27 protein-coding genes are annotated in these 26,306 nt (G+C 69.8%); 10 read left to right on the forward strand and 17 right to left on the reverse strand.

Annotation, left to right across the window (positions count from 1 at the left end):
• Nucleotides 1-11 precede the first annotated feature (11 nt).
• Nucleotides 12-677 (forward strand): PH domain-containing protein, encoded by a 666-nt coding sequence (locus tag QF035_RS02065; protein WP_307517728.1) that lies wholly within the window; start codon nt 12-14, stop codon nt 675-677.
• Between the two features lie 86 nt (nt 678-763).
• On the opposite strand, the gene QF035_RS02070 is transcribed toward QF035_RS02065, so the two are convergent.
• From QF035_RS02070 to QF035_RS02080, 3 genes are all read right to left on the reverse strand, one after another.
• The gene (locus tag QF035_RS02070) at nt 764-1,645 is read right to left on the reverse strand and encodes an alpha/beta fold hydrolase (RefSeq protein WP_307517730.1); all 882 of its coding nucleotides are present in this window, start codon (nt 1,643-1,645) and stop codon (nt 764-766) included.
• A gap of 118 nt (nt 1,646-1,763) precedes the next feature.
• Nucleotides 1,764-3,086: a hypothetical protein gene (locus tag QF035_RS02075; RefSeq protein ID WP_307517731.1), complete on the reverse strand. Its 1,323-nt coding sequence runs from the start codon at nt 3,084-3,086 to the stop codon at nt 1,764-1,766.
• Between the two features lie 111 nt (nt 3,087-3,197).
• A complete protein-coding gene (locus QF035_RS02080; protein WP_307517733.1) occupies nt 3,198-3,776 on the reverse strand; it encodes a TetR/AcrR family transcriptional regulator in 579 nt (192 codons plus the stop codon).
• Between the two features lie 242 nt (nt 3,777-4,018).
• On the opposite strand from QF035_RS02080, the gene QF035_RS02085 reads away from it, so the two are divergent.
• Complete coding sequence (locus QF035_RS02085; RefSeq protein WP_307517734.1) at nt 4,019-4,924, forward strand: hypothetical protein; 906 nt, start codon at nt 4,019-4,021, stop codon at nt 4,922-4,924.
• A gap of 104 nt (nt 4,925-5,028) precedes the next feature.
• Here the strand turns inward: QF035_RS02085 and QF035_RS02090 are convergent, their stop codons facing one another.
• The 5 genes from QF035_RS02090 to QF035_RS02110 all read right to left on the reverse strand — a co-directional run bounded on the left by QF035_RS02090 (nt 5,029) and on the right by QF035_RS02110 (nt 8,070).
• A complete protein-coding gene (locus QF035_RS02090; protein WP_307530835.1) occupies nt 5,029-5,352 on the reverse strand; it encodes a polysaccharide lyase family 7 protein in 324 nt (107 codons plus the stop codon).
• Nucleotides 5,345-5,830, reverse strand: coding sequence for a polysaccharide lyase family 7 protein (locus QF035_RS02095; protein WP_307517735.1), 486 nt, complete (start codon nt 5,828-5,830; stop codon nt 5,345-5,347). The genes QF035_RS02090 and QF035_RS02095 overlap by 8 nt, the downstream gene beginning before the upstream one ends.
• Nucleotides 5,831-5,933: 103 nt before the next feature.
• Entirely contained in the window at nt 5,934-6,470 is a 537-nt protein-coding gene (locus tag QF035_RS02100; protein ID WP_307530836.1) for a mandelate racemase/muconate lactonizing enzyme family protein, read from the reverse strand.
• On the reverse strand, nt 6,467-7,066 hold the full coding sequence (locus QF035_RS02105; RefSeq protein ID WP_307517736.1) for a hypothetical protein: 600 nt from the start codon (nt 7,064-7,066) through the stop codon (nt 6,467-6,469). The genes QF035_RS02100 and QF035_RS02105 overlap by 4 nt, the downstream gene beginning before the upstream one ends.
• A gap of 26 nt (nt 7,067-7,092) precedes the next feature.
• The gene (locus tag QF035_RS02110) at nt 7,093-8,070 is read right to left on the reverse strand and encodes a D-2-hydroxyacid dehydrogenase (protein ID WP_307517738.1); all 978 of its coding nucleotides are present in this window, start codon (nt 8,068-8,070) and stop codon (nt 7,093-7,095) included.
• Nucleotides 8,071-8,215: 145 nt separating this feature from the next.
• Between QF035_RS02110 and QF035_RS02115 the strand changes: the two genes are divergently transcribed.
• Entirely contained in the window at nt 8,216-9,301 is a 1,086-nt protein-coding gene (locus tag QF035_RS02115; protein WP_307517739.1) for a LacI family DNA-binding transcriptional regulator, read from the forward strand.
• A gap of 14 nt (nt 9,302-9,315) precedes the next feature.
• On the opposite strand, the gene QF035_RS02120 is transcribed toward QF035_RS02115, so the two are convergent.
• Complete coding sequence (locus QF035_RS02120) at nt 9,316-10,275, reverse strand: alpha/beta hydrolase family protein (RefSeq protein ID WP_307517741.1); 960 nt, start codon at nt 10,273-10,275, stop codon at nt 9,316-9,318.
• Nucleotides 10,276-10,483: 208 nt separating this feature from the next.
• Complete coding sequence (locus QF035_RS02125) at nt 10,484-11,173, reverse strand: haloacid dehalogenase type II (protein WP_307517743.1); 690 nt, start codon at nt 11,171-11,173, stop codon at nt 10,484-10,486.
• A gap of 491 nt (nt 11,174-11,664) precedes the next feature.
• On the opposite strand from QF035_RS02125, the gene QF035_RS02130 reads away from it, so the two are divergent.
• Nucleotides 11,665-12,387 carry a VOC family protein gene (locus tag QF035_RS02130; RefSeq protein ID WP_307517744.1) on the forward strand — a complete coding sequence of 241 codons (723 nt, stop codon included), beginning with the start codon at nt 11,665-11,667 and terminating at the stop codon, nt 12,385-12,387.
• 17 nt (nt 12,388-12,404) lie between these two features.
• On the opposite strand, the gene QF035_RS02135 is transcribed toward QF035_RS02130, so the two are convergent.
• The 3 genes from QF035_RS02135 to rox form a co-directional block, all read right to left on the reverse strand.
• A complete protein-coding gene (locus QF035_RS02135; RefSeq protein WP_307517745.1) occupies nt 12,405-13,904 on the reverse strand; it encodes a WD40 repeat domain-containing protein in 1,500 nt (499 codons plus the stop codon).
• A gap of 52 nt (nt 13,905-13,956) precedes the next feature.
• Nucleotides 13,957-14,340: a hypothetical protein gene (locus QF035_RS02140; RefSeq protein WP_307517746.1), complete on the reverse strand. Its 384-nt coding sequence runs from the start codon at nt 14,338-14,340 to the stop codon at nt 13,957-13,959.
• 251 nt (nt 14,341-14,591) lie between these two features.
• Nucleotides 14,592-16,022, reverse strand: coding sequence for a rifampin monooxygenase (rox, locus tag QF035_RS02145; protein ID WP_307517747.1), 1,431 nt, complete (start codon nt 16,020-16,022; stop codon nt 14,592-14,594).
• A gap of 248 nt (nt 16,023-16,270) precedes the next feature.
• Between rox and QF035_RS02150 the strand changes: the two genes are divergently transcribed.
• Nucleotides 16,271-17,542 (forward strand): hypothetical protein, encoded by a 1,272-nt coding sequence (locus QF035_RS02150; RefSeq protein ID WP_307517748.1) that lies wholly within the window; start codon nt 16,271-16,273, stop codon nt 17,540-17,542.
• A gap of 77 nt (nt 17,543-17,619) precedes the next feature.
• On the opposite strand, the gene QF035_RS02155 is transcribed toward QF035_RS02150, so the two are convergent.
• Entirely contained in the window at nt 17,620-18,894 is a 1,275-nt protein-coding gene (locus QF035_RS02155) for a sulfite oxidase (RefSeq protein ID WP_307517750.1), read from the reverse strand.
• Nucleotides 18,895-19,407: 513 nt separating this feature from the next.
• On the opposite strand from QF035_RS02155, the gene QF035_RS02160 reads away from it, so the two are divergent.
• Together QF035_RS02160 and QF035_RS02165 are read left to right on the forward strand one after the other, a co-directional pair.
• A complete protein-coding gene (locus QF035_RS02160; RefSeq protein WP_307517751.1) occupies nt 19,408-20,442 on the forward strand; it encodes an MDR family NADP-dependent oxidoreductase in 1,035 nt (344 codons plus the stop codon).
• Nucleotides 20,443-20,502: 60 nt separating this feature from the next.
• Nucleotides 20,503-20,925, forward strand: coding sequence for a MerR family transcriptional regulator (locus QF035_RS02165; RefSeq protein ID WP_307530837.1), 423 nt, complete (start codon nt 20,503-20,505; stop codon nt 20,923-20,925).
• 115 nt (nt 20,926-21,040) lie between these two features.
• On the opposite strand, the gene QF035_RS02170 is transcribed toward QF035_RS02165, so the two are convergent.
• On the reverse strand, nt 21,041-21,328 hold the full coding sequence (locus QF035_RS02170; protein ID WP_307517752.1) for a hypothetical protein: 288 nt from the start codon (nt 21,326-21,328) through the stop codon (nt 21,041-21,043).
• A 139-nt stretch (nt 21,329-21,467) separates the two neighbouring features.
• Entirely contained in the window at nt 21,468-22,463 is a 996-nt protein-coding gene (locus tag QF035_RS02175) for an aldo/keto reductase (protein WP_307517754.1), read from the reverse strand.
• A 127-nt stretch (nt 22,464-22,590) separates the two neighbouring features.
• On the opposite strand from QF035_RS02175, the gene QF035_RS02180 reads away from it, so the two are divergent.
• Nucleotides 22,591-23,451 (forward strand): helix-turn-helix transcriptional regulator, encoded by an 861-nt coding sequence (locus QF035_RS02180; protein ID WP_307517755.1) that lies wholly within the window; start codon nt 22,591-22,593, stop codon nt 23,449-23,451.
• A gap of 93 nt (nt 23,452-23,544) precedes the next feature.
• Here QF035_RS02180 and QF035_RS02185 read toward each other — a convergent pair whose 3' ends face one another.
• Entirely contained in the window at nt 23,545-24,501 is a 957-nt protein-coding gene (locus QF035_RS02185) for a serine protein kinase RIO (protein ID WP_307517756.1), read from the reverse strand.
• A 738-nt stretch (nt 24,502-25,239) separates the two neighbouring features.
• Between QF035_RS02185 and QF035_RS56190 the strand changes: the two genes are divergently transcribed.
• Nucleotides 25,240-25,563, forward strand: coding sequence for a hypothetical protein (locus QF035_RS56190; RefSeq protein WP_307517757.1), 324 nt, complete (start codon nt 25,240-25,242; stop codon nt 25,561-25,563).
• A complete protein-coding gene (locus QF035_RS56195; RefSeq protein WP_307530838.1) occupies nt 25,499-26,143 on the forward strand; it encodes an NAD(P)-dependent oxidoreductase in 645 nt (214 codons plus the stop codon). Before QF035_RS56190 ends, QF035_RS56195 begins: the two co-directional genes overlap by 65 nt.
• The last annotated feature ends 163 nt before the right edge of the window (nt 26,144-26,306 follow it).

The following is a 26,306-nucleotide window of genomic DNA, read 5'->3' on the forward strand; positions in this document are numbered from 1 at the left end:
GACGGTCCCGGATGCATGTGTTCCTCTGGGTGATCGTCGTGGGCACACTGAGTGTGTTGGTGGCCCTGTGGGGCGCCGAGGTACCCGCCTCGTTCAGTTGTCCCATCCTCGCGGCGTGGGTGGCTCTGATGGGGTGGCTCTTCTATGCCACGTTGCACTGTTCGACCATCGCGGACATCAAGGCACTCCATGTACGCGGCATGGTGAAGCGCCGACGGTTGGCATGGGAGGACATCCAGGACATCAGGGCCGAGGTCAACCCGGCATCGGCCATGCAGAGCGGTGCGCCCAACGTGCTCGTGCACGCCTACGGCCGGGACGGCGCCAAGGTGCTGTTGCCGTTCGTCGACGACCTTCATGTGAACGTGGAGCGCGAAGTCGGGCTGCTGCTCGACTCATGGGTGGAACTGCGCGGCGAGGACTGGGCGCCCGACCCGCATGCCGCGGTCCTCATCGACCGACGCGATGCACGTCAGGCGGCCCTCATGATGGGGTTCGCCGCCGTGATGATGGCGTTCATCCCGCTGACCGTGCTGATGCTGCTGCCCCTCTTCGTCGACATGCCGGAGTGGCTGGAGTCGTTCCTGAACCCCTTCACGGTCATGGGGGTGGGAGCGCCCCTGATCTTCGCGCTGACCGCGATCGCCTCGTACCGCAGCCGTCGGCCCAGCGGCTGACGGTCGCGGCCGAGGCCGAGGCCGAGGCCCGCGGTCAGGGCCCGCGGCCAGGGCGCGGGTGCGGGTGCGAGCGGGTGCGAGTGCGGCTACAGCCTCTCGGTCAGAAACGGCAGGACTACGTCGGCCACCTCGTCAGGTACCTCCTCGGCGAGGTCATGGCCGGCGTTGAAGACGTGACCGGTGACGTCATGGGCCATGAACCGCATCTGCGCTTCGTTCCGGTCGCCGATGAACGCCGAGCCTCCGAGCGCCAGCACCGGGATGTCCAGCTTCCGCTGTGATGCCTGCCGGTTCTGCTCTGCATCGACGAGCATCGCGCGGTAGATCGCCAGCATCGCGCGGATGCCGCCGGGCATGGAGTAACACCGCACGTATTCGTCGACCGCGTCAGGGGTGGCGGTGTCGGGGTGGCTGCGCTCGTACTTGATCATGTAGGTGATCAGTTCGCGTTCGTGCCCGGCTATCAGCATCTCGGGTACGTCCGGCTGGAAGTAGAAACCCAGATGCCACAGGTGCATTCCGCTGGAGACGTTCTCGTGGGTGAGTGCGGTGTGGTCCTCGAAGCCGAATCCGGGGAACAACGCCTCGCAGAACACAAGGGCGTTGACGTGATCGCGGTGCCGGGCCGCGAGTTGGTAGCCGATCACCGCTCCCCAGTCCTCCCCCATCACGCTGTAGGACGCGTGTCCGAGGTGGGCCATCAGCTCGGCGATGTCGTCGCTCATCGTCGCGCTGTCGTATCCGTCCGCGGGACGGGCGGAGTCACCAAGGCCACGGAGGTCCGGTACGACGACGGTGTACTGGGCCGTCAGCTTCGGGACGAGGTGCCGCCAGTGGTAGCCCGTCTTGGGCACGCCGTGCAGCAGCACCACCGCCGGCCCGGAACCGGCTGTGCGGTAGTGCAGACTCGTTCCGTTGACGGTGGCACGGCCTGTGCGCACTGGGTTTGCGTGATGGTCGACGATCATACTTCTTCTCAACTTTCCTGAGGGGCTTGGCAGTTCGGGCGCCTGAGAGTGCGTTCTGGTCCTGCCGGACTGTGCCCTGGTGAGGCGATGAGGGCCGGTGTCTGTCTCAGCCGCGTGATCAGCGCGTCTCCGGCGGGCTGTCCTGCCGCTCGGTGACGTCGTGGTCCGGCAGGTCGACGATGAGGCGGCCCGGTCCGTTCGTGCCCGCGGCTGCCGGGCCGACATGACGGCCGGCGGGGCGCAGGCCGACATTGTCCGGGTAGAGGCGGCCGAGCAGTGCCAGGGCAACGAGGTTGTCCTGGCCGGTGGCTTCCAGGGTGACGTCGCCGTCCTGCGTCCACAGCAGACCGGGGGCACGTAGTGCGGTCCACAGGTCGGCGCTCCGGGTGCTGCCGGCAGTCGTGGCGCCTGTGGCGGCGGTCTGGTGGGAGAAGCGGTGGGCGAAGCGGTGGCCGCGCAGTGCCTGGCCGAGGTCGAGGTGTGCGGTGGTGCCGTCGTGGGTCACGGCGATGCGGGCGGTGCGGGTGCCGTCGACGACCGGTCTTACGACTACGCGGCCGGCTACTGGCCCCTGTGCCGCGGTGGCGGGCGGCAGGTGTTCGATGAGCGTGCGGGGTGCGGCGTAGTAGTCCTGCATTTCGGCGACGTACGTGATCGTGTCGTCTGCGGCGGGGCCGGGTCGCCAGGTCAGCAGGTGGCGGGGCGCGGTGAGAGGCGGTGTGCCGACGACTGCTGGCAGGACGGTGCCGCCGCCGTGGTCGAAGCCGTAGCCGGCCGGGCCCGAGGTACCGGTGACCGCATGGCGGGCGAAGTCCACGATGCTGGTGTGCCGGATCTGGCGGACCAGGAGTTCGGTGAGGAAGCTGTCGCGGGCCGACTCGATGTGCCGCAGCCCGGTCGGGGTGACCAGGAGCGGAGCGTCCTGCCAGTTGGTGAAGGGCAGTAGGGCGTCGCGGAGCAGGACCATCTGGTGCAGCCACTCGTTGTAGAGCTGCATCGCGACCGGTCCGCCGCGGCTGCCCAGGAGCAGGTCGGCCGCGCGGTGGGTGAGCAGATGCCCGTCGCAGTGGCTGCGGACCACCATGGGGCCAGCGGGCAGCGGTATCCGATGGGTGAGCAGCCGGTCCAGGGCCGCGGTCGCCCAGGAGGCGATCTCCCGGCCGATCTTCTCGGCCTGCGTGCCCAGTTCGCGGGCTGCCGAAGCGCTGTCGGGGCCTACGGCCAGGGGCAATGAGGTCTCGCGCGTACCGAGGCCGAGCGTCGCGTGGATCTGGTCCTCCAGGACCTCACGGTCGATGCCGTGCAGGGCATCGATGACGCCCTGCAGCAGCGGCTCGGCACCGGTGAAGAACTGACGGGCTCTCATCGTGCGGGTTGCCGGGAAGGTGTTCCACCGGGAGCCGCCGAGGGCGGGTGCGGTCGAGGTCTGCGCGGGGGGCATGGGTCCTCCGATGTGGTCGGTGAGCGGCATGTGCTCTCGTCGGCGTCGGTGACTTCGCGGACGCCGGTACATTTTGTGGATCGTGCGATACAGATTGAAGGCATGAAAAAATCAGCCGAGGGCGGCCAGCGCGACCTCCACGAGGGGTTCCAGGGCACGGACGTCGGGTGTGATCTTCGAGGAGACGAGCAGACCGTTGAGGAAGGTGACCAGGAAGGCGGCCAGGGCCTGCGGGTCGCTGGTCGTCGAGATCTCACCCCGTTCCGCCGCCACACTCAGCACGTCGGCGAGCGCACGCTGACTGGCGTCCTGCACGTCACGCACGGTACGACGGATGGTCGGGTCCCCCGGCAGGCGCTCACAGACGGCATTGACCAGCAGGCAGCCCCGGCCGTCGTGTCCGACCGCGATCCGGACACGCTCGACCAGCATCGTACGGATCGCCGACCGGGCGTCCGCCCCCTCGTCGAGGCTGCGCAGGGCGGCCGCCGCGAGGGTGGCGCGGTAGTGCTCCAGCGCGGCCCGGTACAGGCCGTCCTTGTCTCCGAACGCCGCATACAGGGACCCCTGACCGATCCCGAGATGCCCGGTCAGATCACGTACAGAGGTCGCCTCGTATCCGCGCGTCCAGAACAGCTCCATCGCGCGGCTCACCGCCGCCTCGGTGTCGAACTCCCGGGTCCTTGCCATGCACTCACACTAACCTATCTGGATCGCTCGCTCAAGAAAGTGGTGCGGCGGCCACGACCCACCACGGCGTCCGGCTGCGCGGCGCGTGCCCGCCGAGTCCCTCTTCGCGCTCCCGCGAATGGCGTAACCGTCGTTGGGCCCGCGCTCACCATGATCAATAACCTGACGTCCGGCGCGTGATCTCGCGTCCGTCGGACACAGAAGGCGAGCGACCCTCAGTGAAACTCCCGATGCTGCAGCGCATGGCCTGGCTCACCGCGGCGACGGTCCTGCTGACCACACTCGGCACTGCCCCGGCCGGGGCGGACAGCGCATGGCAGAAGGTGGGCGGCGACGTCCGCAGCGGTGTCAGCGGCCTCGCGTACGAGGGCCGTGCCTCGGACGGATCATGGGTGGACGTGCTGGCCGTGCACGACAACAAAGGGGCCGGGCAGAAGCGTCTCTCCCGGATCACCCACTGGGAGGGCGCCGACGGCATCTCCCCGATCACCTGGGACAGGCCGGAACCCGTCGACCTGGAAGCCATCGAAGCCATCCCCGGGATGCCGGGTGAATACCTGGCGCTCACCAGCCGCGGCATCGTCCACCGCCTGAAGGTCGCCGGCCCCAAGGCGACGGTCGTCGACTACTCACCGCTGCCGGCGATCGGCGAGGGCGACGACTTCGAGAGCTTCGCGCTCGTCGCCCAGAACGGGAAACTCGCCGTCCTGTGGGCGGACCGTGGAGCCGGCGCGGATCGTCCCGCCACGCTCTACGCGGCACCCCTGACGTTCGCTCCGTGGGGTCAGCCGCAGTTCGGCACCGTGACGCGCCGGGCCTACCGGGCCGCGTATCCGACCGGTGACGGCACCCGGCACATCTCCGACATCTCGGTGACGGACTCCGGCCGGATCATTGTGAGTTCGGCGGCCGACGCCGGTGACGACGGCCCGTTCGACTCCGCGGTGAGCGATGCGGGCCGGGTGAGCGTGTCGGCTGCCGGCCGGGTTCGGGTCACGCTCGCGGCCTCCCCGGACGTCCTCGGAACATTCCCCAAGTACAAGATCGAGGCAGTCGAGTGCCTGCCCGGTTCCACCGACGCCCTCCTCGGCACCGACGACGAGAACCTCGGCGGATACGTACGGACCATGCCCTTCTGCGAGGCCTGACCCCGGCCGCCGAACACAACTGCCGCCCGCTCCCGGTGCGATCAGCGAGCCGCAGCAGGCTGCGGGTTCCGTGACGACGCACCGGGAGGAGCGACCCCGTCAGGTCACTTGTGCGTCACCGTGACTCCGTACAGGGCGACCTGTCCGTAGTTCGAGGTGTCGCACGGCGAGGAGTTGTTGCAGTTCGCCTGGGTGTAGGCGCCCGCCTTGTAGTAGCCGCTGCCGAACGCGCCGTCGACGGTGGCCTTGAGGGCGCCGTTGTAGTAGACGTCCACCTTCCCGTCGTGGGCCACGAACTTCCCCTGGAAGCGGGTACCGAGCTGGTAGTTGGAGGTCACCAGCTTGTAGTGGATGGTGTTGTACGAGGTGATGTACAGCGAGGTCCCTTCGAGGCGGAACGAGGTGACGTCGCTCGACGAGTCATGTATCTGCCCCGCCCATCACGTGTGGCTTGGTCTTGGGGAGGTGGGTGATCGCCTGGTCGACGACCATGGTGTGGGTGCCCGACGCGGACGGCCAGCTCTTCGTCGCCGACCCATCGGCGGACATCTCGCGCAACTCCGACCGCGGGTATCCGCTGTTGCTGGTGGTGGCGCCGTTGACCGCGGCCCGCAGCAGGATCGCCTTACATTCCGAAGTGGTCGTGAACCAGGGGGCGTTGTTGTAGGTCTTCAGAGCGGGCTGCTTGATCTCCTGCGGGGAGCCGGAGCTGGTGGGGAGGGGCAGCTGAAGCTTCCAGCCGGTGCTCAGGCCGATGGCCGAGGCCGGTGCGGGACAGGCTGCGGCACCCGAAGAATCGGCCGACGCACTCTGCAACGGGGCCAGCAGGCCGACGGCGAGTGCGGGCGCCGCGAGCAGGCGCAGAGCCCGGCGGTGAGAAGTGGGCGAAGGCGATTGACGTTCCATGAGCGGCTCCTTCATGTCTGGGCCACGACGGGCCCGTGGGGGGACTTGGGCGTACGTGCGGGGAGTACTTGGGGGTACTTGGCCGGCCTGACATGCCCGCGGCTCAGCAGGCGAGTTCTCGTACGATCCCTTCGTCGATGCCGATACCGAGGCCTGGGCCCGACGGCACCTCGGCCACCCCTGCGCGCACCTGGATGGCGGAGCCGGTGGCGTAGGGAGACTGCAGGAACTGCCGGCCGTTGAGGTCGGCGGGGGCGATGAGGTCGTGGGCGGCGAACAGGTGCAGTGACGCGGCGAGGCCGATGTCGGACTCGGTCAGCCCCGAGCCCATCAGCGCCACACCGCAGTCCTCGGCGAGCTGGCACTGGCGCAGTGCCAGGGTGAGCCCGGCGCAGCGCTGCACCTTGGCCACGGCGATGCCGATGGCTCCCCTGCGGACGAACGAGGCGAGGTCGGTGGGGTGCCGCAGGCTCTCGTCCACGGCGATCGGAACCGGGCTGAGGTCACGCAGCCGGCGAAGTCCCTCGATGTCGTTGGCGGGCAGGGGCTGTTCGAGCGCCGCGATGTCGAGCGGTGCGAGCAGCCGGGCGAGGCGGAGCGCGGAGTCCTGGGTGCCGGCCTGGTTGGCGTCGACGATCAGGCGGGCGTCGGGGCGGCCTCACGTACGGCCGCCACTCGGGCGACTTCTCCGGTCTCGTCCTGTCCGGGCACGAGCCCCGTCTTGATCTTGAAGTGGCGATATCCGTGGGCCTGCCCCTCGGCGACCGATTCGGCCAGGGCACCCGCGTCGTCTCCGGTGGCGATCCAGCAGCGGTCGACGGTGTCGTGGCGACGCCTGCCCCACAACTCGCCGAGGCTCACGCCGCGGGAGCGGGCCAGTGCGTCGTGCCAGGCGACGTCCAGGGCGGCACGGGCCAGCGGCATCCCGGTGGACCAGCCGCGCCGGATGGTGCGATCGCAGGCGACCACCAGCCCGTCGAGGTCCCACAGCGGCAGGCCGGTCGCGGCGGGCGCCAGGTAGTGCGTCAGGGTCGAGACGATGGACTCGGTGGTCTCGTACGTCCAGGAGGGGATCGGTGTCGCCTCGCCCCAGCCGGTGCTTCCGTCCGAGGCCGTGACCTTGACGAGCACGCGGATGGGGGGTCGCCCTCGGGCGGTCACGCCGCCGCCCGCGACCGCGAAGTCCCGCAGCGTCGGCAGGGCGACCGTGATCGTCTCCACGCGCTCGACGGTCACGGCGGGTCGCGTGTCGGGTGATCCGGTCAGAACCATAGCGACTTGTCCACTACGTTGATCAACGGCCGCCCGTCGGCGAACCGTTGTGCGTTCTCCGCCAGCACCTCGAACCGGCGCTCAGCGGCGTGCGGCCCGGCTCCGGCCACGTGCGGAGTGATCAGTGCCTTGGGGTGGCGCCAGAGCGGGTGGTCCGGCGGCAGCGGCTCCAGTTCCATGACGTCGAGGGCGGCGCCCCGCAGGCGCCCCGCGTCCAGGGCCGCGACGAGGTCGTCGAGGCGGACGGTGGGGCCGCGGCCCACGTTGATGAGGCAGGCCCCATCTTTCATGGACGCCAGCCGGCCGGCGTCCATCAGCCCCTCCGTCTCAGGGGTGTGGGGCACGGTCAGGATCACCAGGTCCGCCTCGGGAAGCGCGCGATCGAGTTCACCAGGCGGCAGCACCCGGAGGAATCCGGGCGGTGCCGTGGTGACACGGGGGTCGATGCCTTCCACGCGGGTGCCGAACGCGGCGAGCAGTCGTCCGGTCTCGGCGCCGATCGCACCCGTACCGACGATGAGCGCGCGCACCTCGCCGAGTGGGACGACCGCGTCGTCCGACCAGTCCGGTGCCCAGTTGGCGGCCGCCTGTTCGCGTACATAGCGGGGCAGTTGCCTAGCCAGGGCCAGGACCAAGGCCATCGTGTGTACGGCGACATGGTCGGTGTAGGTGTCCCGCATGTTCGTCACCTCGACCGGATGACGTACGAGCGCGGGGTGGTAGAACCCGGGAGGAGGGCCGGCCTGAGGGGCCTGCAGCCAGCGCAACCGGTCGGCAGAGCCGAGGAGTTCGGGTGTGAGTGTGCCGTACGCGGCATCGGCGCGGACCAGCGCGGCGTCGACGTCCTGAGGGCCGTGGGGGCAGAGCACCTCGATCCCCGGTACGGCCTCGACGAGCCTGTCGGGCCAGGATCGGGCTTCCGTCGGCAAGGGCGGGACCATGACGAGGGTGAAGGCGGCTGTGCTCATGCGGCGTGCTCCATCGACGCGGCGGCCACCTCGTGACGCAGCGGGCTCCCGGCGACGTACCGGGCCAGTTCCTCGGCCATGACCCGGCCGAGCAGGCGTCGTTCCGGGCCGAACCTCCGCGGAGCCGGATCCGCCGAGGGTCCGCATGCCCGAGAAGTCCGAACCGCCCGGCACGGCGAGCGCGTCCGTGGTGGCGAGCGCCTCCGTCGCGAAGAAGGGCGCACGTCAGCGGCGGGTGACGATCACCGATGTCGGCACGGCGGCAGGTGTCTCCACCTCCACCGTCTCCCGCGTGCTCAACGGCACGGCCCGGGTCGACCCCGAACTGGCGCGCCGGGTGCAGGACGCGGTCGCCGAACTCGGCTACCGCCCCAACGCCGCCGCCCAGGGCCTGGCCCGCGGCGAGGCCGGTGCCATCGGTGTCCTCGTGCCCGACCTGTCCAACCCGTACTTCCTCGATGTCCTCAAGTCCGTCTCCGCCGTGGCCCGTTCGAACGGGCGGCGGGTGATGGCGATGGAGTCGGACGAGGACGCGACGAGTGAGCACGAGCTCGCCGAGGACCTGATGCGCTGCTGTGACGGTGTGCTGCTCTGCTCGCCACGCATGAACCGCGCCGAACTCGTCGACCTGTCCATGCGTGGCCACCCGGTTGTGCTGGTGAACCGGATCGTCCCCGGGCTGAGTCTCCCCTCGGTCTCCGTCGACTTCTACGGAGGGATGACCCTGGTCTGCGGCCATCTCACCCAGCTCGGGCATCGCTGCGTGGCCTACCTGAGCGGCCCCGAAGCGTCCTGGGCCAACGCCGAACGCATCCGTGCCTTCGATGCCGCGGCGGCGTTCGGCGTCGACGTCGACGTCACGGTCATCCCCTGTGGCCATACGGCACGGCATGGCTACGCCGCGGCCGATGCCGTGCGGGATTCCGGTGTCACCGCTGTTGTCGCGTACAACGACCTCGTGGCGCTCGGTGCCGTGACCGCGTTGGAGGACTCGGGCCTGCGGGTCCCCGAGGAGATGTCGGTCATCGGCTGCGACGACATCTCCCTCGACGACCTGCCCAGTTCACGCAGACTCACCACGGCCTCGCTGGCCCGGGACGAGCTGGGCCGGCAGGCCGCCCAGACACTGGAAGCGCTGATGGCTGCCAACGGCGACACCGAACCCAAACTCATTCCGATGGAGCTGCGGGTACGCCACACCAGTGCTCCCCCGGCGGTGCCTGCGCACTGAGGCGGTGCCCTTGGCTACTTGGATTCGACGCGTCCGAGCGGGTCGGTGTCGGCCGTCAGCGCGTCGCGCGCCTGCTGCCAAGCGGGATCGCCCGGGTAGAGCTCAGAGCGGAGGTAGGCCCCGGTGAGCCGCTGGACCGCGGACACCCGCTCGATGTTCTCGTCCGTGGTCTCGGCGACGTCGTATCCAGAAACCCCGCCGAGCCCGTGCTCCGCGTCGAAGAGGGTGAGCAGGGACTTGGGACCCGGGGAGAGGACGTACGGGTCGGCGTGCCAGTCGGCGCCCGCGACCGTCAGGTGGGCGGAGGTGTCCTTGTCGCCGGCGACCACGAGCGTGGGCGTCGTCATCCTGGAGAAGTCGGTGGTCAGGAAGAACGAGAGATTCTCGGCCACGGACTCGGTGAGGGCGTCGCCGCCCCTGCCGGGCGCGGCGAGCAGGACGCCCGCCTTGATCCGGGGCTCGGCCAGGTTCACGTCCTTTCCGTCGTCCGGATCGGTGAGCCGGGCACCGAGCAGCAGGCTCGCGGTGTGCCCGCCCATCGAGTGCCCGGCCACGGCGACCTTGCCATGATCGAGCCGCCCGAGTAGCTGCGGGACGGCGGCCTCGATCGCATCGAGTTGGTCGAGGATGCGTGTCATGTCCTCGGCCCGTGATCGCCAGTACAGGGGTGCCCCGGGGGTACTGGGATCCAGGCTCAGCGTCCTGGAGCTGAGATGGGTGGGCTGGATCACGACAAAGCCGTGCGCCGCCCAGTAGTTGGCGAGTGGGGCGTAACCGTTCAGCGAGGAGAGGTGGTTCGAGTAGCCCTGACCGTGCGAGAGGAGGATGACCGGCAGGTCGCTCCCCGTCACGGGCGCGGAGACCCGTACCTGAAGGTCAACCGCCCGACCGGGGGCTGACAGCACCACCGGGCCGACCGAGAGGACGGGCGTGGGCGAGCTGACGGTGTCGGCCGTCCGAGCCGATGCGCTCATGATGCGTGTTTCCCTTCAATGGCCTCGGCTGCCGGTCTCGTTCGGGCCGACGGCAGGCGAGGCGGACGGAAGCGTCCGGCTTCAGCCAGGATGAAGCGGAGCGTTGTTCCGTTTAACGTACGGAACCGTGTTCCGTTTTGTCAACGGCTACTGGAAGGAGAGCGTGGCGCCTCCGGCAAGCCCCTCGCCAGGAGCCGTTCGGGCAGGGTTACGCCGTCAGCTCGGCGACCAACTCGTCCAGGCCCCTCGACCGCCAGTCGAACGTGTCGGTGCTCGCCGGTGGATCCCCGACCGGTCGGCGTACGTAGGCGGTTCGCATTCCCACCGCCTGAGCTCCGCGAAGGTCCCAGGCGTGGGCGGCGACCATCAGCACCCGCTCCGGTGGACACCCTGCCGCGTCGAGCGCGAGCCGGTAGATCTCCGGCGCGGGCTTGTAGGCCCGGGCGTCTTCGGCGGACAGGGCCTGATGCCAGCCCAGTTGGGCGTACGCGTTGAGGCGGAGGAGAGTCGCACGGCTGGCGTTGGAGAGTCCCAGTACGGGAAATCGCCGGGCGAGGCGCGCGAGTCCGGCGACGGAATCGCCCCAGGGCCTCAGGCGCCGACTTGCGGCAGCCAGTCGCACGATGGCCACCGGGTCGGTGAGCCCGGCGCGGTCGGCCACGAGTTGGGCCGCCTCGCGGTCGATGACGTCGGTGTTGGCGTACGCCCGACTCTCCTCCGCGATGCGCTGCTGCTCGCGCTCGACATGATCCCGCCACACCGTGAGCAGCTGCTCGACGGACGCATCGTCGGCCCCGGGTACCGCATCGCGGATGGCCGCTCGGAGTCCGCCCGGCTCGTCGACCATCGTTCCCAGGATGTCGAAGACGACGACCTCGATGCCGTACGCCTCGGCCATGCGGTCTCCTCCTCATGATGGTCAGGTGCGACGCGCTGCGAGCCAACATGCAGGTAGCGATTGTTGCCCGGTCTCGCGTCACCAGTCAAGGAGGTGACGCATTGGCCATAGGGTGAGTTCCTCGGATCTCCTGGAGAAACAGTCCCGGGGAGGTGAGGCTGCCTCACGGAGGAACGCGGCCCCTACCGGGGTCACGCTCCCACCCGCCGCGGGCGTCTCCGCCCACATGATCCGCATGAGTGAACGAGACGGCTTCGCACCGCATGACGGCCTGGAAGACCGCGGCAAGGTGGATGTCCAACTCCGTGAAACCAGCCGCACGCGACTGCCGGAGGCCGGACCCCGGAGGCCGATGGTGGTGGGCGACATGTCCCGGCCGTCGTCGAATACTCGGATGCGGGTGACGCCGACTCACGCCTAAGCTCCGCTTCGGGGACCGACAAGGCGCCCTGTCGGTGGCGGTCAGTCAGGGGATCGGGGATGTGCAGGGAATGACTTGTCAACTGTTCGCGGTCTGCTTCGGTGCGAGCGAGCCGCTGGTTCTCGCACGGTTCTGGTCCGGAGTCCTGGGCTGGGAGATGGTCGACGATCCGGACGACGGCGTCACGCTTCTGCCCAGTGATGACACCGGGTTCCGCATCCGTTTCCTTCCGAGCCAGGAGCCGAAGGCCGTCCAGAACCGGATGCACTTCGATCTGACGAGCACCTCTCTGGAGGACCAGCAGCAGACGGTGACCAGAGCGCTGGGACTGGGTGGGAGGCACATCGACATCGGTCAACTCCCGGAGGAGGGCCATGTGGTGCTCGCCGACCCCGAAGGCAACGAGTTCTGCGTCGTCGGGCCGGGCAACAGCTTCCTCGCCGACTGCGGATTCATCGGGGCGCTGGCCTGCGACGGCTCGCAGGAGGTCGGGTACTTCTGGAGCGAAGCACTGGGGTGGCCACTGGTCTGGGACCAGGACCAGGAGACCGCGATCCGCTCGCCGCACGGCGGTCCGAAGATCACGTGGGGTGGTCCACCGGTGGCGCCGAAGACCGGTAGAGACCGGCTGAGTTTCGACCTCGCTCCGCCTGTCCACGGTGATCGGCAGGCAGAGGTCGACCGTCTGCTCTCCCTCGGGGCGAAGCGGATCGACAGCGGCCAGGGCGAAGGCAGCCGGGTGGAGCTGGCCGATCCCGACGGCAACGAGTTCTCTGTGCTGACGCCCCAGTAGCCTCGCCGGCGTCACGGTCAGTTGATCCGCCACAGCCGGACGGTGCCGTCGTGGCTCCCGCTGGCGAGCGTGCTGCCGTCCGGACTGAACACCACGGATCGCACGGTGCCCGTGTGGCCTGTCAGGGTGGCGATCTTCGTACGCCTCGCGACGTCCCAGAGCCGGACGGTGTGGTCGTCCGGGTAGTCCTTGCCGAACGCGGCGCTGGCACTGGCGCCGCCGCTGGCCAGCATCCGTCCGTCGGGACTGAACGCCACCGACATCGCAGCGCTGGTGTGCCCTTTGAGAACGGCGATGGTGCGGGCGGAGGAGACGTCCCACAGTCGGATGGTGCGGTCGTAGCTGCTGCTGGCCAGCATGGTGCCGTCCGGACTGAAAGCCACCGAGTGGACAGTACTGGTGTGGCCGGTGAGGGTGGCCGCACTCGAACGGCGCGCGATGTTCCACAACCGGACGGAGGCATCGTTGCTGCCGCTGGCCAGCAGCCGTCCATCGGGGCTGAACGCCACCGACAGCACGAACGCGCTGTGGCCGTGGAGTATGGCTACGTTCGAACGGCTCGCGACGTCCCACAGCCGTACGTAGTCGAAGCTGTGGCCGCTGGCCAGGAGAGCGCCGTCCGGGCTGAACGCAACGCACCATGCCCAGTCGACAGCGGAACTGCGGGCCAGGGTCAGAGTGGCTGTCGTGCGTCCGGAAGCCAGATCCCACAGGTGTACTGCGTCCCGGGCATCGGCCAACGTGGTGCCGTCCGGGTGGAAGGCGACCTCGATCGGGGTGATTCGCCGGGCGTCGGTCAGGAGGGTGGCCGGATGTCCGTTCTCCGGGTCCCACAGCAGGATGGTGCCGTCCTGGATGCCGCCGGCCAGCGTACGCCCGTCCGGGCTGAAGGCCAGCGCGGTGATCTCTCCGGCCTGGATCAGTAGCGATAAATAGCGGATGCCTTTGGTGACACCGGTCCTTCGGGGTACCGGGGCGAGGGACGCGTCGGCGGGGCCGGCCCCTGAGGAAGCCGGGGTGAGCAGCCCAGCGGTGGGGCCCGGGTCGCCGCTGGAGCCCCCTTGCGACGACAGCCGCGACAGGGTCACGCCGGCAGCGGAAGCGGCGGCTGCTCCGAGTCCGGCCAGCAGGAGTGAGCGACGGCGCCGTCGGCTCACGGCGGGCACACGTCCCACCTCTTCGGCGACGGCGTCCGCCGGCTCCCCCAGGTGCTGCGCGTCGAGCGGCTGCGCCGACAACAGCAGCGGGCTCGGCCCCTCCAGCGGCGCCAGCCAGTACAGCCGATACGTCGCGGGAGGCGGAAGCGGCGCTGCACCGTCATGCACCTCGATCCGCACCGCGCCGGCACGCACCTCCGGCTCGGCGCCCGGCATCTCGACGATCCGCCCCACCGCACTCATGATCCGGGCCGGTGCCCCGGTCATCAGCGCCTGCTGCACCGGGACCAGCCGCCCGGCGGCGTTGGCCGCCACGGTCTCCTCATCCGTCCACGAATACGCCGCCGGCTGCGTCGTCACCTTCCCGCCTCCCTCCGCAATACCCCTGTCCCATCCATCGCCGTACCCCGCATCAAGCTCGCGAAGGGCGCGTCCTGGCCCACTGCTCCCACGAGTTGGGGGCGTGGCTGGTGATCCTCCTGCGCCGATGCCGTGCGGCCGGCCTGCTGATGTTCATGACGGCGGCCAGACGTTCCAGGGTTCCGTCGGCCGCGGTGTGGGCGCGGATCAGGCCGTTGCGGATTCCTTGGAGCCGGGTTGGCAGCCGGTCGAGGCCGCGCAGAGCTGCAGCCCAGTCGCCGGGGGTCGGGGGCGGTGTGCCGGAGTCACGGGAGTTGCGGCCGGTGCGGAGCATGCCCATGGCCCACAGACAGCTGTCGAAGATCTCGGCCATGAGGGTGGCGTCGTCACCCATGGCCTCGGCCTCCAGGGCAGTCAGGGTGATGGTGATCTCCAAGCCACCGCTCTGGTCATCGCCGGATCGACAGGAAATTGCCATCAGCCCCCCAGGGCATACGAGCAGTGAGCGTCTCCCGGAGGTGGACCAATTCCAGGGAACCTAAAGGTGGTTACGGCTCTCGGGCCAGAGTAGCCCTCGAGTTCGGGGCCACCACCGGTGATGGCCCCGAACCTGGCTGCGTACGGCACCGGACCGCGCCGAATCCGGCCTGAGGCAGGTCCCCGACCCACCGACCCAGAACTGTGCGCTCAGTCGACGGCCGCGCCGAACCACTTGGGCAACTGGCTGAGGAGGTCCTGCTGGTCGTCACCGGCCCACGCCACGTGGCCGTCCGGTCGGAACAGTACCGCCGGCGCGTCCAGTTCCCCGCTGACGTCTACGACGTGGTCGACCCGGTCCGCCCACCCCTCCACCGAGAGCCGGCCGGTCTGGTCGAGGAGCAGACCGCGGCCGCCGTGCATCAGCTCATAGAGGCGCCCCCGCTTCAGCTCCACGTCCCGCATACGTCGGCCGAGCAGTTCATGGCCCTCGCCGAAGTCGTAGCGGACGCCGATCGCGATGACCTTCTCGATCAGATACCGGTTCACCTCCTCGAAGCCCATCAACTCCGACATCAGCCGGCGCACCGACTGGGGACCCGGCTCGGGGGACATCAGCACGGTCTGCGCGCGGGTGTTGTCCAGTACGTCGGCGGCGACCGGGTGCCGTTCGGAGTGGTAGCTGTCCAACAGCCCTTCCGGCGCCCAGCCGTTGACCTGGGCGGCCAGTTTCCAGCCGAGGTTGAACGCGTCCTGGATACCGAGGTTGAGGCCCTGCCCGCCCAGCGGCGGGTGGATGTGCGCCGCGTCGCCGGCCAGCAGTACCCGGCCGGTCCGGTAGCGCTCGGCCTGCCGGGTCCCGTCGCCGAAGCGGGAGAGCCAGCGCGGTGAGTGCACGCCGAAGTCGGTGTCGGCGAACACCCTCAGCTGCTGCTTCACCTCCTCAAGGGTCGGCGGGACCGAGCGGTCCTCGGCCACCCCTTCGGCGGGCACGACGACGCGGTACAACGACCCGCCTCCGTAGGGCCCGACGCCGAACCGCAGGTGGGTCTTGCGGACTTCGGTCACCACGGCGGCCACCGTCTCCCGCGACGCGGTCACCTCCATCTCGCCCAGCAGCGTCTCGGTCCTGGCGGGCTCACCGGGGAAGCCGACGCCGAGCAGCTTGCGCACCGTGCTGCGGCCACCGTCACAGCCGACCAGGTACCGCGAGCGCAACTGCGTGCCGTCCGCCAGCTCGGCGGTGACCTCCTGGTCGTCCTGGCTCAGCCCGACCAGTTCGCAGCCGCGCCGGACATCGACGCCGAGTTCGGTGGCGTGCTCGGTCAGCAGGCGGTCGGTGACGGGCTGCGGGATGCCGAGAACGTACGGATGTGCGGTGTCCAGCCGGTCCGGCGACGGCTTGGTGATGCCTGCGAAGAAGCCGCCGACCGGGTACTGCTTCCCGAGCGCGAGGAACCGGTCCAGCAGACCACGCTGGTCCATCACCTCGACGCTGCGCGCGTGCAGTCCGAGCGCACGGACAACCTTGGTCGGCTCCGTCTCCTTCTCCAGCACGACCACGTGCACGCCGTGCAGCCGCAACTCGCCGGCCAGCATCAAGCCCGTCGGTCCGCCGCCGACCACGACCACGTCAACCATCAAATCCCCCTCATCCAACAAGGCCCCGTGAGACCCATATGCCAACAAAGGCATACGTAGTTCGCGACTCACTGATTTCCGCCGGTTCTGGCTTCGACCGGAGATTCTGCTGCACGACCCGGGTCTTGCCGCAAGGCCCCCGGTGCGCTATAGGTTGATAGTGGCAAGGAGAGGCGTTCTCCTTGCCTTTGCCATGTGCTGGCGGAGCCCCGGGAATGTGTTTCAACTCCATGGGGCAAGGCCCCACCATGAATTCCCGAAGAAGCATTCGACTCGCTTTAGTAGCCCTGCTCACTCTGGTCGCCGCCGCGCTGGCGCCGGGCGCGATCACCGGTGCGGGAGCCGCCGCCACCGCCTACACCGATCCGCTGGAGACAATCGGCGCGAGTGAGCGGGCGGGCTACGGGCTCCGTTGGAACGCGGTCACCCCTGAGACGACCGCGAACCTCGACTCGAAGCTCAACAACGTAGGCGTCACCGAGGTGTTGGAGAGCGCCAACCATCCGGCGCGCTCCTGCAACGCGGCCGAGCGGGGCACCCTGCCGACCGCTCCCACCGCGAGCGCCAGCTTCTGCTGGGACACCGGCGACGCGACCACCCCGGACTGGCACCCCCAGTCGATCACCAGCTCGGGCGACGCCGACGACGACGGCGCCTGGGGTACCAACAGGCTGATCCTGGCCGGGTGGAGCTACGTCGGCACCGGAACCGGCGACGCCCGCTACAACACCGTCCGCGTCGCCTTCATCGACTACAACAACCCCGCGGCCCCCAAGTACCGCTGGGTGCTCCTGGTGACTCCCACCAGCGGCGGCGAGAACTTCGCCCGGGTCGCCGCGCATGCGGGAGGCATGGCCTGGTACGGGGACAAGCTGTTCGTCTCCGGCCAGCAGGGCCACACGAACGCGATCTATGTCTTCAGCATGCAGCACATCCTGCAGGCCTCGGTGAACAGTTACGCGATCGGCAAGGTCGACGGTGGCTACTCCGCCTGGGGCTACCAGTACGTCATGCCGGCCATCGGCTCGTATTCGTACGATGCGGGAACCTGCACGGGCAACGTCAACACGGCCGTGCCCTGCGTCGGTTCGCTCTCGCTGGACCGCAGCAGCGTGCCCAACAGCCTGGTCACCACCGAGTACCTCAACAACGGCACCAAGGGCCGCATGCTGCGCTACAACTTCGGCAGCGACTACCTGCTCAACAGCAGCACCGCCTCCGGTTCCTTCGTCCCGGCCGTCCAGGGCTACCGGAGCGGCGTGGGGAACATGCAGGGGGTCCTCGCCCACAACAACGTCTGGTACGTCGCCCATGCCTCGGCCTCGTCCGGCGTACACGGACACCTCTGGGGACAGACGACGACCCGCAGCGTCGCCACCTGCGGAGGCACCTACCAGTGCTGGGCCGAGCACCCGGAGTCCCTGACGTACTGGCAGAGCACGGGCCAGGTCTGGTCCCTGACCGAATGGGAGAACCTGCGGACGGTGTTCGCCGTGCCCCTGTCCTCGCTCCCCGACTGAAGCGTGGCACCGAGGGCCGCGAACAGGCAGCCTGAGCCGGTCTGTTGGCGGCCTCCGGTCATCGTGAAGGGCGGTCGTCACACCACGCTCACGGGATGCCGCACCACGGCGTCGAACAGGTACCCCTGTGTGTTCGGCACGGCCGTGTCCGGCTGAGTACGGCCGGCCGTGTCGGTGGCGCGGGCCAGCAGGTGGGTGGCACCGACTGCCTCGGGCCTCCAGCTGAGGGACCAGCGGGACCAGGTACCGGCGCCGGGCCTGTCATGAAGGCGTGCCGGCCGCCAGCTCGCCCCGGCGTCGGTGCTGACATCGACCCGCGCTACGCCGCCCGCGCCCGACCACGACCGCCCGTGCAGTACGTGCCTCTGTCCCGCCGTGAACGTGGCACCGCTCGCCAGCTCGAAGGCGCTCTTCGTGACCTGCCGGGTGATGGGCGCGCTGCCGCCCTCCGGGTGGGCGGGGCCCAACAGCCGGTAGAAGGTGGTGTTCCACGGCGAGTAGAGCGGCTGCGCGGACACCTCGATGTCGCCGACCCACTTGATCGACGCGATCCCGATCCAGGAGGGCACCAACACCCGTACCGGATGCCCGTGATCGTAGGGAAGCCGCTCACCGTTCATCTCGTACGCGAGCAGTACGTCGTCCAGCGCCTTCGCCAGCGGCAGCGGACGGCGCACCCTGCCCAGATTCTCGCCTCCGCTGATGTAGTCGGCGTCCAGGCCGCGCGGTTGCACGTCCACGGCGTACGGGGACAGCCCGGCCCGGCGCAGCACGTCGGCGAGGCGCACCCCGCGCCAGCGCGCCACACCGATCGCGCCCAGAGTCCACGGAGTCCCGGTGACCGTCTCGCCCTGCTGGGTCGTGTAGTAGGAGCGTCCGTTTCCGGCGCACTCGACGAACGCGGTACGGGTGACCGCCGGCAGAGCTCTCAGATCGTCGTACCCGAATTCCACCGCCCGGTCCTCGCCGGGGGCGCCGCGCAGTCCACTCCCCCACAGCCGCAGCCTCCATTCGTCGGCCTGGAGGACGGGGGTGGCGGTGTGGTTGCGCACGAAGAACCGCTCGTTGGGGGTGTGGAGGCCAGTCCCGCGCAGCGCCTCCCAGCGGGTCTCGGCGTTGGTGCCGCGTTCGATGAACCACTCGGGCGGCAGTGTCTTGACGATCGGCCGGTCGGCGGCATGGGCGGGACGCGCGGCGCCCAGAGCGGTCCCGGCGGCAGTGGCGGCGAGCAGGGTGAGCAGCCGACGGCGGGTGACCCCGTCCGCCCTGGCTTCACCGGCGAGCCACTGGCGCAGCCTGCGACGGTCGTAGGCGGATTCGTCGTGGTGAGGGGCGGGGGCGGCAGAAGGCATGGCGAGTCCTCATCAAAAGGGGTGGAAAGCGCGAGAGGAGGTCGGACGCAGGCCGGGGCAAGTACCCAGCGGCCAGGATGCCCCGCACAACAGGCCTGCCCAGCACGGCTGTTGGCAGGAGGTGCGGGAGAGCGCGTGGTCAGCCGGTCGTCCGACACAGTGCCGCGGCCACCCGGACGAGGTCCACGGCGCGGCGGCGAGTCAGAGGCTCCGGCGACGGCATGGCGGGATGCAAGCACGTGGCTCGTACGGGTGTCAACGGCACCTTCATGTCACGGAGCCGACTGACTCGGCATGCCCAGCGCCCCTGGCTGGCCCCCGGGCACACCGGCGGGACGGCGGAGACACGGGGTGCGCCGGAAAGCGGGAGTCGCTTCGAACAGCAGGCCGGACAGCCGCGACCGTCTTGCCCTTGACGCGCACGTCAAGGGTTAGCGTCTGCGCGCCGACAGCCGGGCACCTCCGGCTGTCCTCCGCGCCCACTCACCCACTCACCTGTCCAGGAGCCCCAATATGGCCACTGCTCTGCCTGCCACGACGCGCGAGATCCTGCTGGCCGACACCCCTGAAGGGCTGCCCGGGCCCGAGCACTTCGCGATCGTGGAGAAGCCGCTCTCCGCCCCCGGTCCCGGGCAAGTCCTCGTCCGGAACCGGTACTTCCTCGTGTTTCCGGGGCTGCGTACCCTGATCGGCGGCCAGGCCGACGGCGTACCGCTGCCGCGCATCCACGTCGGTGACGCGCTCTTCGGTCCCGCTGTCGGCGAGGTCGTCGCGGCGGCGGCAGGCAGCTCGTTGCGGCCGGGGGACGCGGTGACCCATCTGCTCGGATGGCGTGAGCACGCGCTGCCGGCGGAGGCCGACTGCACTCCGCTGGGCGATGTCCTGCCCGACCCGGTGGCCCACCTGTCATCCGGGTCGGCCGCCTACGGAGCGCTGACCCGGCTCGCCGAAGTCCGCGCCGGAGACACGGTGTTCGTCACGGGGGCGGCTGGAGCCGTGGGCTCGCTGGCGGGTTCGCTGGCGCGTCTGCTGGGCGCCACGACGGTCATCGGCAGCACCCGTTCGCCGGACAAGGCCGAGCGGCTGCGGGCCGAGTTGGGGTACGACGAGGTGCTGGTGCCGGGATCCCAGTCGCTCGACGCGCAGTTGGCCGCGGCTGCGCCCGAGGGCATCGACGTGCTGCTGGACACCGTCGGCGGTGAGCAACTGGCCGCGGCGGTCCGCGCCGCTCGCCGCGGTGCCCGTTTCGCACTGGTCGGTGCCCTGGCCGGACAGCTGTCGCCGCACGGGGACGGTGGCAGTGCGCCCGCAGAGATCGACACGTTCCGGCTCGTCAACCAGGGCATCTCGCTCCGCGGCTACAGCGGTATGGATCATCCCGAGATGACGGAGGAATGGACCAAGCGCTTCGGGCAGTGGCTGCGCTCCGGCGAGATCACCTTCCCGCATGTGCGGGTCCCGGGCATGGATCGGGCGCCGAGTGCGTTGCAGGAACTGTTCGAGGGGCGGCACTTCGGTACCGTCGTCGTGGAGTTGCCGCCACGGTGAGGCCACGAGGCGCCACCGCGGGAGCGGCAGGTGCGTGAAGAAGTCCGAGACGGGGGCGGGATGCGGATCGGGGATGCGGCGGCGGCAGCGGGGACCACACCCCGGGCGCTGCGGTTCTACGAGGAACGCGGCGTGCTGCCACCGCCGCCGCGTACGGCCGCCGGACAGCGTGAGTACGGGCCGGACGATGTGGCCAGAGTCCGCGTCGTCCGTGAGCTGCTGGCGCTCGGGCTCACCGTCGAGGATCTGAGCGGTGTCGCCGACCGGATCGACGTGCTGGTCAAGAATCCCCAACGGCGCTGCGGGCCCCCCGACACCGGCGTCCCAGGCTCCAGGGTCGCCGACCGCAGACTGGCAGCCCTCGACGCCGAGATCGACCGCTTGACCCGTCTGCGCGACCGTCTGGCACAGCACGTGGACGATGGGTCCGGCTCCTCTCCCTCATCCCCTGCGGCGGTGGCCGTGTCGGCTGAGGCGCAGTAGTCCGTGTCGGCCACATGCCCAATGCCCGGTGAGTACACGCCGGTTGAGGTCGCAGTAGGCCGCCTGGTCGAGGGCCACACGTTCGGGAAGGAGTTCACCTCTGCCAGTCACGGGATCAATTGTCGGGCGAGCCCCGGCCAGGACCGGGTCCGGAGTTCGGCACGAAGAGGCTCAGTCGGAAGGTGGTCGGCTGCACGGTACGTCCGCAGAACGTGTCCACCCGCACCGCCGACCAGTCGATCTGTGTGTCCGACGCTCGGAGCCGGCGGATGTGAGCGCGCCATTCCGCCCCGTCCTGGGTCTCGAAGAGCACCTCCCAGCGGCCCACGTCAGACGCGAAGCAAGCAGCCGCCCGCTCTGCCTCGTCCCGCCGCTGACGCTTCCTCTTCCGCTGCCCTGGCATCGGCCCAGCATCGCTGGGCTCCACCATCACAGCAAGGCCATTACCCACCCACCGCTCGACCACCAACGCGTTCACCATTCGCCAGACAAGTCCTCGTAGGATTCGGTTGCAGACCTCTTCGTAGTGTTGCCGCGCGGACTCAGTTGCCGACGCCGAGGCCCGACATGAACGCGGACGGGTATCGGTCGCCGTGCGCCGCGCCCGGCGGCACCGCCTTCTCGATCTCGGCGAGGTCGTCCGCGGTGAGGGCCAGCTCCAGCGCGGGCAGCGCCTCGGCCAGCCGCTCGCGGGTGCGGGCGCCGACCAGCGGCACGATGTCGTCGCCCTGTGCGGCCACCCAGGCGATGGCCAGTTGGGCGACCGTGCACCCCTTCGCGTCGGCGACCCGGCGCAGTGCCTCCACGAGGGCGAGGTTGTGTTCCACGTTCCCGCTCGAGAATCGCGGGCTGAAGCCGCGGCCGTCGCCGGGGCCGGCCGTGCGGCCTGCGGACCAGTGCCCGGAGATGAGGCCGCGGCTGAGGACGCCGTACGCGGTCAGACCGACGCCGAGCTCCCGCAGCGTAGGCAGAACATCCGCCTCCACCGCACGGGACAGGAGGGAGTACTCGATCTGAAGGTCGGCGACCGGGTGCACGGCATGCGCCCGGCGGATCGTCGCCGCGTCGACCTCCGAGAGGCCGAGGTACCGGACGTACCCGGCGTCGATCATCTCCTTGATCGCGCCCACCGTCTCCTCGACCGGTACCGCCGGGTCGAGCCGGGCGGGACGGTAGATGTCGATGTGGTCGGTGCCCAGCCGGGTCAGCGAGTAGGCCAGGAAGTTCTTCACCGCCTCGGGCCGGCCGTCCTGCCCGCCGAACTCCCGGCCCGGCCCCCGCAGCTGTCCGAACTTGACGCTCAACCGGTAGCTGTCCCGGTCCCGGCCGCGCAGCGCCTCCGCGAGCAGCAGCTCGTTGTGGCCCATGGCGTAGAAGTCACCGGTGTCGATCAGAGTGACGCCGGCCTCCAGTGCGGCGTGCACGGTGGCGATGCTCTCCGCGCGGTCGACCGCGCCGTAAGCGCCCGACATGCCCATCGCCCCCAGCCCGAGCGTGGAAACGGCGGGGCCGGTGCTGCCCAGGGTTCGTGTCTGCATCGTGTTCTCCTTCGTCGTCGGTCTGCCGTCCACCTTGCGGCGGCGCCGCGACGTACGGGAGCGGAGCGTTCATCCTGGGAGAGCCGCTCCCTGGCTCGGCCCGCCCGCCGCGAGAGACGATGGGGCCATGGAACGTGACCAGCTCGCCGACTTCCTGCGCCGCCGCCGCGAGGCGATGCGCCCGGCCGAGGTCGGTATCGCAGACGGCCCCCGCCGCCGAACCACAGGTCTGCGCCGGGAAGAGGTGGCCGCGCTCGCCGGCATGTCGGTGGACTACGTCGTACGCCTTGAGCAGGGCCGCAGCAGTCAGCCATCGGTCCAGTTGCTCGGCGCGCTGGCCCGGGCGCTGCGCCTCTCCGACGACGAGCGCGACCACCTGTTCCACCTGGCCGGCCATCGGCCCCCGCCGGCTGACGGGGTCGCTCGCCTGGCCCGCGCCGGGCTGATCCGCATGCTCGACCTGCTCGGCGACACCCCGGCCCTGGTGCTGTCCGACCTGGGTGAGGCCCTCGCCCAGAACCGGGTCGCCCTCCTGCTCATGGGCGACCACACCGGCTTGTCCGGCGACCGCCGCTACGTCGCGTACCGCTGGTTCACCGACCCCGCGGTCCGCGCCGTCACCCCACCCGAGGAGCAAGAACGCCACGGCCGCCGGCTCGTGGCCGACCTGCGTGCGGCCGCCGGCCGCCGGTCCGGCGACTCCACGGTCTCCGGACTCGTCGACCGGTTGCAGGCCGCGAGCGCCGACTTCCGCCGGCTGTGGGCAGAGCACGAGGTGGCGGTCCGGCGCGCCGACCGCAAGACCCTGCTGCATCCGCGGGTCGGCCGCCTGCTGATGGACTGCGAGACCCTGGTCACTCCCGACCAGGGCCAGCAACTGCTGGTGCTCACCCCCGCGGACGCCGAGACCCGCGAGCGGCTGGAGCTGCTGCGGGTCATCGGCATCGAGGAGTTCCCCACGGGGGCGACGGGCCCGACGGCACGGTGAAGCGGCCGACCCGGCCGACGCATCGAGCACGACTACCGGGAACTCCGACATGGCCTGGGCCGGGACCACAGGGAGCCCTACCAGCCGCCCGGTTCAGAAGGCGTGTGCCATCAGCTCCGCGAACAGCGCGTGCTCGTCGACGTCGAGGCCCCGGGAGCGGAACCAGCCGCAGATGTTGGCGCAGTCGCGCTGGAGGAAGGTCATCCCGTTGAGGTTGCCGACCAGGTCGACGATCTGCGGCAGGTCGATGACGACCAGCCGTTCGCCCGCGGCCAGGATGTTGTACGCCGAGAGGTCGCCGTGCACGAGGCCGTTCTGCACCATCGTCGCGAGCGCGTCGGTGAGCTGCTCGTAGTACGACGCCAGCAGCTCGGGTGAGGGCCGGGTCTGGGCGAGCCGGGGCGCGCTCTGGACGGCGTCGTCCTCGTCGACGACGGTGATCCACTCCATCAGGATCTCGGTGCCGTCGATCTGGACCGGGTAGGGAACCGGCAGCCCCAGGTTCCAGAACCGCACCAGGGCGCCCCACTCGGACACCGCCCACTCGCCGGCCGCGACCTGCCGGCCGAAAGAGCTCTTCCGCTTGATGGCCCGCTCGTCGCGTGAGCGCTTCATCGAGCGGCCCTCGGTGTAGGACGCGGAGCGGTGGAAGGTCCGGTGTTCGGGAGAGCGGTACCGCTTGGCCGCCATGACCACGCCGGCTGCGGAGTCTCGCGGGTCGGCGCGCTCGACAAGGTGGACGTCGGCCTCTTTGCCGGTCTTCAGGACGCCGAGCTCGGTGTCGATCGCGCCCTGCGAGGTCACCACCCAGTCCGGGAGCGGCTCGGGGCCCCGGCAGAGGGGTTCCACGCTGAGCCAGGTCGACCAGCGCCGGCCGTCTTCGAGGTCGTCGTAGGCACGGAAGTCGAAGACGAACCGGTCGTCGAGGTCGCCCAGGTCGTCCGGCGGCGGGATGTGCCGGTAGGGGTCGGTGACGAAGCCGTCAGGAAATGCGGGGTCGTCAGGAAATGCCGGGTGCTGAGGGTGCTGCGAGAGATCGTCGTGAGACATCGCTGGAGGTGCTCCATGAGGCGAGAGAGAGGCGGTCTGCGGACAGGCCGACGACAGTCGTGGTCACAGTCGTGCCTCCTCTCGTGGAGCACCGGGCAGCTCCCGATGTCCCGCCCATGGTGAGGGGCGGACACGGGGAGCGGCAACCGAATAAAGCCGGCCCGCGTCGAGCGGCCCCAGCGGTGCCGGAGGTTTCCGGCATGATCCTCCGTACCGGGCTCGTCCCGGCCCTGCTCCGGCTGACGTTGGCCGGGACGTTGCCGGCCGGACCCGCGGTGGCCGAGCGAGCCATCCTGAAGCCGAGTGGCCATCAGCTGGATCGACTCGCGCCGTCCGTCCGGCATCAACCCGCGCAGACGGCAATCGCCCTTGGCCCGCTGGCCGTTCCGCGGAACGAAGGCGACCTAACGGAGTCCCACTGGCTACTGAAGTTGAGTTCGTGATGTCGACGGTGTCGCGGAGCCCGTTGGGCGCTGGTCGTTCGGGATCAAGAGCACGTCTGCAACCAGTGACGCGCGGCGGCCAGCGTCACTTCGATGTCGTCGCCCCATGAACAGACTTCCAGCCATGACAGATAGCCGCCCTGGGCGAAGACCAGGACCTCGCCGGGGCACTCACCGCTTCGGTGACGAGCTGCGCTTCTGCCGCCACGACCGTGCTGGGGCCGGTGGGTGCAGGGTCCACCTTGCTGGTGTCGAGCTCGAAGTAGGTAGTGCCACACCCACGCCCTTCGGGGAGGTGGCCGAGGTACGGGAGGCCTCCGGCACCGAGGACCAGCTGATCAAGGCCCTCAGCGGAGTGGACATCTGTGTCACCCAGATGGCACCGCTCACCGAACGGATCCTCAAGGCCTGCCCCGATCTGCGCCTGTTCTGCGTCAGCCGCGGCGGCCCCGTCAACGCCAACCTCGAGGCAGCCACCCGGCACGGCGTCGCGGTCTCCTTCGCCTCCCGGACGCAACGCCACCGCCACCGCCGAGCACACGGTCGCCCTCATGATGGCCGCGGCCCGACGCGTCCCCGTCACCCACGCAGACCTCGCCGCAGGCACCTGGCGAGGTGACTACTACATGTTCGAAAAGGTCGGGCCGGAGCTGGCGGGCAGCACCGTCGGCATCGTGGGATACGGCGCCATCGGGTCCCGGGTCGCCCGGATCCTCCGCGGATTCGGCGCACAGGTGCTCGTCGCCGACCCCTTTGTCCATGCGGACGACGTGTCACCGGCCGAGGTCACCGACTTGGCGGACCTCATGCGACGCTCCACGTTCGTCACCGTCCATGCCCGCGCGACCCCGGAGACCGAGGGCTTGGTCTCCCGGCGGATGATTGACCTGATGCCGACCGGCGGCGTGCTGGTCAACTGTGCCCGCGGGTCGCTCGTCGACTACGAAGCAGTGTGCGACGCCCTGGAGTCCGGAAAACTCTTCGGCGCCGCCTTCGACGTCTTCCCCCGCGAGCCGATCCCCGCCACCTCACGCCTGCTGACGACCCCCAACATCGTCATGACGCCACACCTGGCCGGCGCCAGCAGACAGACCGCCTTCAACGCCGCCTCCATCGTGGCCTCGGAGGTAGCCGCGTTCCTGGCAGGCCGGCCACTCGCGCACTGCGCGAATCCGCAGGTCCTGTCCCACCTTCACTGAACTCCCGGCTCCCGGGCCGTCCCCGGGGTGTGGCTGCGATGCGGCATATCGCGCTGGACCGCATCGTTGACCTTGTCACTGCGCTGCAGCAGGCGTTCCTCGATCGACAACTTGGTAAGGTGCGCAGGCCAGTTGCACCAATTGGAGAGTTGAGACAGCGCTC

Source organism: Streptomyces umbrinus (genome assembly GCF_030817415.1).
GTDB lineage: Bacteria > Actinomycetota > Actinomycetes > Streptomycetales > Streptomycetaceae > Streptomyces > Streptomyces umbrinus_A.